Raw genomic sequence first — 8389 nt, 5'->3', positions numbered from 1 at the left:
CGCGGCGCCCCCCCCGCGGCGGCCGCCGCCCGGGGGGGGGGACCCCCGGGGCTACTGCCGGCCCCCGGGGCGGGGCCCGGGGCTCTGGGGGCGGGCCCGGACCGCGTGGTCCGGGCCCTCCCCATGACGCCGGCCGCGCGGAGCCCTCCGCGCGGCCGGACGGTGGTCAGGAGGTGTAGTGCGAGGCGTCGTCACCCTCCAGCACCTGGCTGGACTCCCCCGTCACGCCCACCGGGACGTCGCCCGCGACGGTGACGCGGTGCAGGCGGCGCGGCAGGTCGTCGTAGTCGTCCGGGGCGTAGTGCTGGGTGGCCCGGTTGTCGAACAGCACCACGTCCCCCAGCTCCCAACGCCAACGGACCACGTTCTCGGGCCGCGTCACGTACGCCTGCAGACTGCGCAGCAGGTCGTGCGACTCGGCACTCGGCAGGCCGACGATCGACTGGGCGAAGCCCCCGATGAACAGTCCGCGCTCACCGCTCTCCGGGTGCACCCGCACCACCGGGTGGGCGGTGCGGTACTTGCGGGCGGTGAAGACCCGGCGCCGCTCCTGGTCCGCCGCGTCCAGCTCCTTGCCCTGCGCGTAGTCGTAGTCGTTGGTGTGCACCGCCCAGAGCCGGTCGGCGAACTCGCGCAGCTGCTCCGGCAGGTCCCGGTACGCGGTCTGGGTGTTGGCGATCAGCGTGTTGCCGCCGTACGGCGGGACGATCAGGCTGCGCAGGGTGCTGGCCTTCGGCGGCGTCCGGACGAAGGTGACGTCGGTGTGCCAGCGGTTGGCGCGGCCGCCGTCCTCGCTGTCCACCGCCAGCACGTTCGGCTGCCCGTCGAGCGCGGGCACGGTCGGGTGCGCCGTGGTGAGCGTGCCGAAGTTGGCGGCGAACCGGGTCTGGCCGTCGTCGTCCAACTGCTGGCCGCGGAAGAAGAGCGCCTTGTGCTCCACCAGGGCGGCGTTGAGCTGCTCGACGGTGCCCGCGTCGAGTTCGGCGGCGGTGTCGACGCCGAGGATCTCGGCGCCGATCCGGCCGCCGACCTTGCGGATCTCGAAGGTGCTGGTCATCGGTTTTCCCTTCGGACGGTGGTTGCGGTGCGGACGTTCAGGAGGTGCGTCAGGAGGTGGCTCGGGCGGTGCGTCAGGAGGTGACGGGGTTGGCCGAGGCGGCCGGCCCGATGACCGGGCCGATCGCGCGCAGCGCGCCCGGGGTCCGGCCCCGGCCCCAGCCGATCTGCGCCCGGTAGCTGCCGAGCAGCCCGGCGTCGGCGAGCCGCCGCTCGTCGCGGACGGCCGGATCCTGCGGCTGCGGGTGGGTGTACGGAGCGACGAACAGCGCGTCCACCGGGCAGTTGGCCTCGCACTGGAAGCAGGTCTGGCAGTCGTCCTGCCGGGCGATCACCGGGATGCCGTCCGCGCCCCGCTCGAAGACGTCGGTCGGGCAGACCCTGATGCACCGGTCGCAGGCGACGCAGCGCTCCGGGGAGACGAGTTCGATCACGCGGCGGCCTCCGTGGCGGTGCGGGCGAGCGGGCGGGTCCAGACCTCGTCCAGTCCCCCGGCGGCGATCCGGTGGTGCTGCGCCGGATCCAGGTCGGGGTGGTCGAGCCGGCGGGCCATGCCCCGGGACTCGGTCCGGGCCAGCGCCGAGCGGTACATCCAGCGGGCGTTCGCGGTGAGCGCCGCCGCCTGCCGGACCCGGACCGCGTCCGCGCCGGTGGCCCGCAACCCGGCCCGCAACCGCGCCCAGGTGTCGTCGAGCACGGTGAGCGCCCCGATGAGGCCGTCCCCGTGCCGCAGGTAGTTCTTGTCGTACGGGAGCACCTCGCGCTGGACGGCGGCCACGATCTCGCGGGCGTCCCCGCCGGGCGTACCGCTGGGCATCCCGGTCGGGCGCAGTCCGGCCCGGCCGGCCGGGGCGAGCGTGCGACGGTGGGCGCCGGGCCCGAGCCCGCGGGCGTACCCGGCGGCGCCCCGCCCGGCCCAGGTGCCCGAGGACATCGCCCAGGCCGCGTTGTGGCTGCCGCCGCCGGTGAAGCCCCCGCAGATCTCCTCGCGGGTGGCGGCGTCCCCCGCCGCGTACAGGCCGGGGACGGTGGTGCGGCAGTCGTCGCCCGCGATCCGGATGCCACCGGTGCCGCGCACCGTGCCCTCGGCGAGCAGGGTGACGGCGAAGCGGTCGGCGAACGGGTCGATGCCGAGCCGGTCGAACGTCAGGAAGAAGTTCGGCTGGGCCAGGCGCATCGCACGGCGGGCCGCCTCGTCGGCCCGGTCCAGCCGGCAGTACACCTTCTCCCCAGCCAGCAGCGAGCGGGCGATCACCGAGCGGCCGCCCTGGCTGGCGGCGCCCTCCAGCGCGGCGCCGTCCCCGGTGGTGAAGGTGGCGTACGAGTAGAAGGCGGTCTTGGTGACCGAGGTGTGCTCCGGCGCGATGCCGTACGCGTTGGAGAACTCCATCCCGGAGAGCTCGGCGCCCACCTCCGCCGCGTACAGGGCGCCATCCCCGGTGTTGGTGTTCGTGCCGAGCGCCTTGCTGAGGAACGCGCAGCCCCCGGTGGCGAGCACCACGGCGCCCGCCCGCACCAGGAAGGGGTGCCCCGCCTGCCGGCGCTGGCCCGCCGCGCCGGCGACCGATCCGTCGGCGGCGGTGAGCAGTTCGGTGACGGGGCTGTGGTCGAGGATCCGGACACCCGCGCGCCGCACCCGGATCCGCATCCGGCGCATGTACTCCGGGCCCTGCAGGCCGGTCCGCAGCTGGCGGCCGTCCGGACCGGTCGGGAAGGGATAACTCCGGGTCTCCGCCAGTTCGTTCATGTTGGCGTAGGTCTGGTCGAGGACCCTGGCCATCCAGCGCCGGTCGGCCAGGTGACCGCCGAGCGCCTCCCGGCTCGCCATCGCCGCCTCGCGCAGCGCCGGCTCCGGGTCCACGTACCAGACGCCGGTGCCGCCGGCCGCCGTCGAGCCGCTGGTCCCGCAGTACCCCTTGTCGGCCAGGACGACGTCCGCGCCCGCGCGGGCCGCGTCCAGCGCCGCCCAGGTCGCCGCCGACCACCAGGACGTCGGCCGCGAACTCCTGTTGCGTACTCACGCCACTCCTCTCAACCGACCAGCGGGGCACGCCAGGCGGTGAACCGGCGCTCCAGCGCGACCAACAGCTGGTTGAAGACCAGCCCGATGACGGAGATCGTCACGATGCCCGCGTACATCTGCGGGATCGCGAAGTTGAACTGCGACGCGTTGATCAGATAACCGAGCCCGGCCTTCGCCCCCACCATCTCGGCGGCCACCAGCACCAGGATCGACACCGCCCCGGCGAGCCGGACACCGGTGAAGATCACCGGCACCGAGGCGGGCAGGATGACCTTCTGGAACAGCCGGGGTGCGGAGAGGTCCAGCGAGCGGGCGAGCCGGATCAGCGTCGGGTCCACGCTGCGCACCGCACTGATGGTGTTGAGCAGGATCGGCCAGAGGCAGGCGTACAGCACGATCGAGATCTTGGACGTCTCGCCGATGCCGAGGATCAGCACGAACACCGGGAGCAGGGCGAGCGCCGCCGTGTTGCGGAACAGCTCCAGCAGCGGGCTGAGCAGGTTCGCCACCGGCCGGTACCAGCCGATCAGCAGGCCGAGCGGCACTCCGATCACCACCGCCAGGCCGAAGCCGCTGAGCGAACGGGTCAGGCTGGCCACCGTGTTGTCGGCCAACTGGCCGTTCTGCAGCAGCCCGTACCAGGCGTCCAGCACCTCGCTGAACGGCGGCAGGAAGGTCGGGTCCACCAGCTCGAAGCGCGGGGCGAGCTCCCAGAGCAGCAGCAGCGCGAGGATCGCCACGGACTTCGTGGCACCCCTCAGCAGCAGCCCGGAGAGGCGCCGCAGCACCCCCGGTCCGCGGGCCGGCGCCGGTGCGCCCGGGGCGGCGGGGGTCCGGCCCTGCGGCTCGGCGTGCGAGGCCGGGGGCGACGTCGGGGCCGGATCCGCGGCCGGGGCCGGGGCCGGCTCCCCCGCGGTCCGTGGTTCGGCGACGGCCGTCCGCACGGCCACCGCCGGGCCCGGGTTCAGGTCGGTGCTCATACGTGGCTGACCTCTCTCTCCAACTGCTGGGCGCGGCTGACCTCGTCGTGCAACAGGCTCCAGATCCGGTGGCGGTAGCGGGCGAACTCGGGGCTGGAGCGCAGGTCCTGGCCGGCCGCGCGCTCGCCCAGATCGATCGGGACGACCTCCTTCACCCGGCCCGGGCGCGAGGTCAGCACCGCGACGCGGTCGCCCAGGTAGACCGCCTCCTCGATGCCGTGGGTGATGAACACGACGGTCTTGCCGGTCCGTTGCCAGATCCGCAGCAGTTCGTCCTGGAGCGACTCGCGGGTCTGCGCGTCGAGCGCCGCGAACGGCTCGTCCATCAACAGGACGGCCGGGTCGTACGCGAGACTGCGGGCGATCGCCACCCGCTGCTTCATCCCGCCGGAGAGCTCGTGCGGGTGGCGGTCCTCGAAGCCGGTGAGGCCGACCAGATCGAGGTACTCCCTTGCTCTGGCGGCCCGTTGGCGCCTCGGAACGCCGGTGGCCTCCAGGCCGAACTCCACGTTGCCCTGTGCCGTCCGCCACGGCAGCAGCGCGTACTGCTGGAAGACGATGCTGCGGTCGACCCCCGGGCCGGTGACCGGCCGGCCGTCGAGCAGGATCTCGCCGGAGGTCGGCGCCGTCAGACCCCCGAGGAGATCCAGCAGGGTGGACTTGCCGCACCCGCTCGGGCCGACAACCGCCAGGAACTCGCCTTTGGCGACGTCGAGTTCGACCGAGTCGAGGGCGGTGAACCCGGAGGGCCGGCGGTCCCCCGCCCGCCCCCGTACCGGGAAGGTCTTGGTGACCTGGCGAAAACTGATGTGATCGGTCATCGCGGGCTCAACTCCTGGCGGCGGTGGGCGAGGCGGCCGAGTAGCCGTTGAACTGGTTGGTGTAGAGGTCGGCCGCCTTGACCTGCCCGGCCTTGATGTCACCGTGCGCGGTCAGCCAGTCGATCCAGAGCTGGAAGGTCCGGTCCGTGATCCGCCCACCGGGTTCGGCCACACCGAAGGACTTCCAGAACTGGAGCGCCGCGGCGTCCTCGTTCCGGCCGCGCCGCCTGATGATGTCCGTACTGCGGGCGATCACCTCCTCGCGCGGAGTCGACCTGGCCCACTCGATCGCCTTCGCGACCCCCGTCACGAAGACCTTCGACGTGTTCGGGTTCTGCTTCAGGAACCTGTCGGTCAGCACGTACGTGCCGGCGCTGAAGGCGCCCAGCAGGTCGAAGTCGCTGAACAGCGGACGGATCCCGCCCGCGGCCAGCGCCTTGTCCCGCAGGACGCCGCCCAGCGAGGCGACCTCGATCTGCTTCTGCCGCAACGACTGCTCGGTGTTGACCGGGGGCACGACGATCCGCTCGACCCGGCCCAACTCCGATGCGGCGAAGCCGTTGCGCTGGAGGTAGGTGTCGAGCACCGCCTCGACGTGGGCGCCGAGCGTGTTCATCCCCACCTTCTTGCCGACCAGGTCCCGGGCGGAGCGGATCGGGCTGTCCTCCAGCACGTAGTAGCCGTTGTAGGAGGCGGCGTCGACGCCGTAGTAGCTGATCGCCGCCTTCACCGGTGCCCCGGCCGCGATCAGCTTGACGACGGCGCCGTTGAACGCCCCGCCGAAGTCCGTCTGCCCGGTCGCCGCCGACTGGATGTCCTGCGGGCCGCTGATCGTGTTGCCCACCCACTCCAGCTTCACGTCGCCGAAGTAGCCCAGGTCCTCGGCGAGTTCGGGCAGGGTCACTTGCCCCACCCAGCCCTGGTAGCGGAGCTTCCTCGTCTCGGCCCCGCCACCGCCCGCCGCCGTCGCCCGGCCGCAGGCGGTCGCCGCCGCCGCGACCGCGGCCAACGCGAGGAACCGGCGTCGGGAGGTGGGCTGGGAAGCGGTCCATGAGGTCACGGGCATGGGGGGTCCTTTGCGGGGTCGGCAGGGTACGCCGACGGGGACGGGCAGCAGGCTGCCCGTCACGCGGCGAGGCCGGGGTGAGCGGCCGGTGGTGGACGGGAGCACCCGGCGAACAGGCCGGGGCGGGGGCGAGGACGACGGCGCGGCCGGGTACGGCGACAGACCGGTACGGCGACTGTGGCGGTAGGGCGACCGTGCCGGTTCAGGCCGACAGGTGAGAGAAGCGCGTCAGCGCGAAGGAGCGCCGGTCAGTGGCAGACAGCACAGATGGCGCTCGCGTGCCGTCGCAGATCGACGTGCAGGCGGCCCACAAGGCGCTCGGATTGGCTCACGTCCGACAGACTGGCAGCCGGCCATGGCCGGGTCAACGAATGTTCATCCACCGGAAGAAACCCGCCCCGCCCGCCCGGGACGGTGCTACGCGCCCTCGCACTGCTCCGCTCCGGTGACGTCGATGGGCTCGGGAGAAGCCGTCCCCGAGGGCACATCCGTGCCTGCGCCGGGGGTCGCACCGGGGGTCGTGCCGTCCGTCGCGGCGGCCTCCGCCACCCGGGCCCGGAGGGAGTCCACGGCGGCGTAGAACTCCGGCCGGACCAAGCCCTGCCGCAGCGGATCGGGGCTGCCCGAGGGCACCCCCGTGGCACCGGCGGGCCGGTGCACGGCCAGCGCCACCAGCCTGCTGCCCGCCTGCTGGACGGTGATCTCCTCGACCTCGGCCGGGCCCCTCCCGCCCGGCCACAACTGGACGGCGATGACGTCGCTCGAACAGAACAGGGCGGTCACGCCGGCGGGGCCGCACTCCATCGCTGCCCGTAGTCGGATGGCCGCCCTACCCGCCTCCTGCGCGGAGGGAAACGCCAGGACGTACTCGGCGGCAGCCGCCCCGTAGCCGCCGAAGTCCGCGTAGGAGCGCCCCGAAAGGCTGGTGGCTCCGAGCGACTCGGCCACCTGCCCCAGGCAGGTGGCCGGCAGGCCGGCGTCGTCCGCCCGGCCCGACCCGCCCTCGGAGGCCGTACGCGTGGCCGTGGCGGCCGCGCTCTCCCCGGCAACGCCGTACCTCCCGCTGTCGTCCTTCGGCAGCCAGGGGCCGTACACCCCCTCGGCCACCGGCAGCTCCTCGGCGGGAAGGAACAGTTCGGAGTCCGCAGGGCTCTCCCGACCCGGCATCGGTATCTCCGCAGCGATCCGCCGGTCGACCGCCGGGGCGGCGGAACTCCCTCCGTCCGGCGCCGGGACGAGACCTCGGAAACTCCACAGTGCGAGCGCGGCGACCGCGCAGCCCGCCCCCAGCACGGCCCTGCGACGGCGGCGGCGGCGAGCGGCCGCCCGGCGGACCCGCTGGGCCGTGACCGGTGGCTGCACCCTCGTCGTCACATCGCTGCGCAGGGTCTCGAAGAGGTGCTCCAGCCGGGCCGCTCCGATCCCGGACGGTTCGGACCGGCCCCTCCTTCTCAGCGTTCTGTCACGCATGGGTGGTCAGTCCCGCCGCTACCGCCGCCCGCTCCGCCTCCAGGAGGACCGCAGCCGGATCCGGTGCCTCCGGACCCGCTCCCGACTCCGTCGGGGCCAGGCCCTCCGCGCGGACGACCTGGGCCGGTACTCGCCCCGCCGCCGGCGGCTCCGCCCCCGGGCGGTGCGGCTGCTCCCGGCCCTCCGGCTGATCGCGGTGCTCCGGCTGCGGGCGGAGCGCGGCACCCACCGACTCCGCCGCCGGGTGCCCGGCCTCGGCCGGCTCCTCGCCGAGCAACAGGGCCAGGGCCTGGCGCCCCCGGTGCAGCCTCGCCTTGACCGTGCCCACCGGGACACCGGCCTCCGCGGCGATCTCGGCCACCGATCGACCACCCATGTGATGCAGCACCAGCGCCGAGCGCTGCGCCTCCGGCAACTGCCGCAGCGCCTCCACCAGAGCCACCGTGTCGGGCCCCGGGCCGGCGATCGGCCCGACCGGCCCGTGCCGGACCCAGCTCCTCACCGCCGTCCGCGCGCGTCGCCATCGACTGATCGCCACCCGCTGCCCGGTCAGTCGGACCCAGGCCACCGGGTTGTCATGGGTACTGACCTGGTGCCAGCGGTCCCACGCCCGGACGAAGGCCTCCTGGGCCGCGTCCTGGGCCTCCCCCAGATCACCGGTCAGAGCGTAGAGGTGCGCGACGAGCTGACCGTACGAGGCCTCGTAGAACGCGTTGAAGTCCCCGACATCTCCCGCCCTGCCCACAACCCCCACCTCCCGATCCCTGCCCGTCCTCACCCGCGGTCCCGCCCAACCGGCCTGGACCACCTGGTGATCGATCCATCCTGCCCGGCGCGTCCGCCCCGGGCAAGCGCGGTGCTCCTGTGCATTCCGGTCCGGAAACGCAGAAAAGCCCCGCCGGTTACCCGGCAGGGCTTCTCCACAATGATTGTTCGGCGGCGTCCTACTCTCCCACAGGGTCCCCCCTGCAGT

General features: G+C 73.6%; 8 protein-coding genes and 1 pseudogene. All 9 read right to left on the bottom strand.

Features of this window, described 5'->3' with window-relative positions; genetic code table 11:
* Positions 1–166: 166 nt before the first annotated feature.
* Complete coding sequence (locus ACFTWP_RS40860; protein WP_380270268.1) at positions 167–1057, bottom strand: TauD/TfdA dioxygenase family protein; 891 nt, start codon at positions 1055–1057, stop codon at positions 167–169.
* Positions 1058–1130: 73 nt separating this feature from the next.
* The gene (locus tag ACFTWP_RS40855; protein WP_380270267.1) at positions 1131–1490 is read right to left on the bottom strand and encodes a ferredoxin family protein; all 360 of its coding nucleotides are present in this window, start codon (positions 1488–1490) and stop codon (positions 1131–1133) included.
* Entirely contained in the window at positions 1487–1873 is a 387-nt protein-coding gene (locus ACFTWP_RS40850; RefSeq protein ID WP_380270269.1) for a hypothetical protein, read from the bottom strand. Before ACFTWP_RS40850 ends, ACFTWP_RS40855 begins: the two co-directional genes overlap by 4 nt.
* Positions 1874–2449: 576 nt before the next feature.
* Positions 2450–3019 (bottom strand): annotated as a pseudogene (locus tag ACFTWP_RS40845) (FAD-binding protein); the annotation flags it as partial.
* Positions 3020–3087: 68 nt separating this feature from the next.
* Positions 3088–4059, bottom strand: a complete 972-nt coding sequence (locus tag ACFTWP_RS40840; protein ID WP_380270266.1) for an ABC transporter permease — start codon at positions 4057–4059, stop codon at positions 3088–3090.
* Complete coding sequence (locus ACFTWP_RS40835) at positions 4056–4880, bottom strand: ABC transporter ATP-binding protein (RefSeq protein WP_380270265.1); 825 nt, start codon at positions 4878–4880, stop codon at positions 4056–4058. Before ACFTWP_RS40835 ends, ACFTWP_RS40840 begins: the two co-directional genes overlap by 4 nt.
* 7 nt (positions 4881–4887) lie before the next feature.
* A complete protein-coding gene (locus ACFTWP_RS40830; protein ID WP_380270264.1) occupies positions 4888–5946 on the bottom strand; it encodes an ABC transporter substrate-binding protein in 1059 nt (352 codons plus the stop codon).
* 417 nt (positions 5947–6363) lie between these two features.
* A complete protein-coding gene (locus ACFTWP_RS40825; protein ID WP_380270263.1) occupies positions 6364–7113 on the bottom strand; it encodes a hypothetical protein in 750 nt (249 codons plus the stop codon).
* A gap of 295 nt (positions 7114–7408) precedes the next feature.
* Complete coding sequence (locus ACFTWP_RS40820; RefSeq protein ID WP_380270262.1) at positions 7409–8161, bottom strand: RNA polymerase sigma factor; 753 nt, start codon at positions 8159–8161, stop codon at positions 7409–7411.
* Positions 8162–8389 lie beyond the last annotated feature (228 nt).

This window comes from Kitasatospora sp. NPDC057015, from assembly GCF_042673745.1.
In the GTDB taxonomy this organism is placed as follows: Bacteria; Actinomycetota; Actinomycetes; order Streptomycetales; family Streptomycetaceae; genus Kitasatospora.
Note: the sequence above shows the minus strand (reverse complement) of the source record. Positions and strands in the feature narration are given on the sequence as shown.

Bases quoted from the DNA above. Each gene is read 5' to 3' on its own strand.
- ACFTWP_RS40860 (WP_380270268.1), bottom strand. From the start codon at position 1,057: ATGACCAGCACCTTCGAGATCCGCAAGGTCGGCGGCCGGATCGGCGCC.
- ACFTWP_RS40850 (WP_380270269.1), bottom strand. From the start codon at position 1,873: ATGCCCAGCGGTACGCCCGGCGGGGACGCCCGCGAGATCGTGGCCGCC.
- ACFTWP_RS40840 (WP_380270266.1), bottom strand. From the start codon at position 4,059: ATGAGCACCGACCTGAACCCGGGCCCGGCGGTGGCCGTGCGGACGGCC.
- ACFTWP_RS40835 (WP_380270265.1), bottom strand. From the start codon at position 4,880: ATGACCGATCACATCAGTTTTCGCCAGGTCACCAAGACCTTCCCGGTA.
- ACFTWP_RS40830 (WP_380270264.1), bottom strand. From the start codon at position 5,946: ATGCCCGTGACCTCATGGACCGCTTCCCAGCCCACCTCCCGACGCCGG.
- ACFTWP_RS40825 (WP_380270263.1), bottom strand. From the start codon at position 7,113: ATGCCGGGTCGGGAGAGCCCTGCGGACTCCGAACTGTTCCTTCCCGCC.